At 33.2% G+C, this 1802-nt stretch carries 3 protein-coding genes; all 3 read left to right on the forward strand.

Annotated elements, in window-relative coordinates:
- Nucleotides 1-346 precede the first annotated feature (346 nt).
- Nucleotides 347-502: a hypothetical protein gene (locus V7024_RS05370; protein WP_170968783.1), complete on the forward strand. Its 156-nt coding sequence runs from the start codon at nt 347-349 to the stop codon at nt 500-502.
- A 5-nt stretch (nt 503-507) separates the two neighbouring features.
- Nucleotides 508-1110: an HK97 family phage prohead protease gene (locus V7024_RS05375; protein WP_335516678.1), complete on the forward strand. Its 603-nt coding sequence runs from the start codon at nt 508-510 to the stop codon at nt 1108-1110.
- Between the two features lie 33 nt (nt 1111-1143).
- Nucleotides 1144-1802, forward strand: a 659-nt coding sequence (locus tag V7024_RS05380; protein ID WP_335516681.1) for a phage major capsid protein, incomplete at its 3' end; no start/stop codon positions are given.

Below are 1802 nucleotides of genomic sequence, written 5' to 3' on the forward strand. Positions count from 1 at the left end.
AGATTAAAGTCAGGAGGATAGAGAACTGTGGAAGCTATTGAAATGGACGATTTATTATAACCCCCCCTATCAAAAATAAAAGACAAGCATGCTTTGGGAGATAGGGGAGAGGGAGGCAAGTGTGCACCTCGGAAAGATTTTAAAAAAATAAAGGGGGGTGTTTGATACAAAAATGCCAATAAGGGTGTTGAAAACCTTGCTATATCAACAATTTAGAGCATATAACCTTCAGTTTTTAAGGCGAAAAATAGGGTGTTTTTATAGGATTAATACGTGAAAAAGTGGGGATGTTATACCTTTGTTTTGTCGATAATTGTCGAAATGGTATTGAGAGGAGGTGTGGAAAATGACTAGACGTTATGAAACTGCATCTATGGTTGGAAGAGAAGAAAGGGCCAAAGCAGAACTTGGAAAAGAAGTGCAGCTAAGAACTAGTATTTTGAAACAGATAGATGCTGCATTGAAAAAAATAAATGTCTCACAAAAAAGACAGCGGATGTGATGTAAATGGAAATACGTTGTTCGGTTAGTGAACTTAAATTAACGACACGTAGTGATAATAAGGAAAAAATAATCAGTGGTTATGCTGTCAAGTGGGATAAATGGTCGAATAAGATACTTGGAAGTAGGAAGCAATTTTATGAGAAGGTAAAAAAGGGAGCATTTAAAAAGTCCCTGAGAGAAAAGGATCAAATTGCATTATTTAATCACAATAAAAAGGATTTTTTAGGAAAGATTCAAGATGGTAGCTTAACTTTGGAAGAAGATAGCGTAGGGCTAAGTTTCAAGTTAATACTTCCTGATAATGATCTAGGGAAAAAAGTATATCAAGAAGTGACTAACGGTAAATTATCACATGTTTCTTTTACCTTTGTAGATGAAAATTCAAATTGGGAAACTAAAGGTGGAGATGAATATAGAACTATTTTAAAGGCGCGTTTACGTGAAATTAGTCCGGTATATAGTCCGGCATATCCTGATACCACAGTTGTAGAAGGGGATAAACGACAGCATTTGTTCTTGAAAGGGCAAATTGATCAGTCCTTGTTTGAGATTGAAAGAATAGAATTACTTGATGAGATTAATAGGACTTTGAAAAAATTCAAATAACAATTAAAAACAAAATATAAGGAGAATTATAATATGACTACAACAATGAAAAATAAAAAAGAAATTCGTTCAGCATTTACAAACTACTTACTAGGAAATACTTCTGAAATGGAAGTTCGTACATTAGGCATAGATATTAATAATGGAAAAGCTACAATTCCGAAAAGCATTGCTGAAGAAATTATTGGTTATGTGGAACAAGAAAATTTATTACGTAAATACGGAAAAGTTGTAACGGTTGATGGGAATTTAGGGTATCCGGTGTTAACTGGAGATACAAAAGTTGAAGTTGGAGTTAATAGTACAGAACGTGATGATGAGAATGAAATTGAGGTTAATAATTTAGGGTTAACTGCGGAATTGTTAGCACCTGTAGAATTTGATTCTATCTCAAGGATTAAGAAAAGATTATTAACTTTGACTCCATTGAGTGTAAGTGATTTGGTAATTGACGTAATGAAAAAGGAATATCTAAAAAAAGAAATGGATTATATGTTTAATGGTACAGATACTTTTAACCCTGGATCATTATTAAATAAAGCGAAAGTATTTACACCAACGCAAACCGAACCGGTAGCAATCATTAAAGAATTAAAAAATAAACCTTCTACTAGTGTAGCGAATAAAGCGAGATGGATTGTAAGTAAAGCTGCTCTTGAATATGTTGAAGATTTAAAGTTACCAAATGGAGA

It is taken from the genome of Bacillus sp. JJ864, assembly GCF_036963045.1.
GTDB lineage: Bacteria > Bacillota > Bacilli > Bacillales > Bacillaceae_G > Bacillus_A > Bacillus_A pseudomycoides_C.

Coding starts and splice junctions, on each gene's coding strand:
- V7024_RS05375 (WP_335516678.1), top strand. CDS start 508: ATGGAAATACGTTGTTCGGTTAGTGAACTTAAATTAACGACACGTAGT.
- V7024_RS05370 (WP_170968783.1), top strand. CDS start 347: ATGACTAGACGTTATGAAACTGCATCTATGGTTGGAAGAGAAGAAAGG.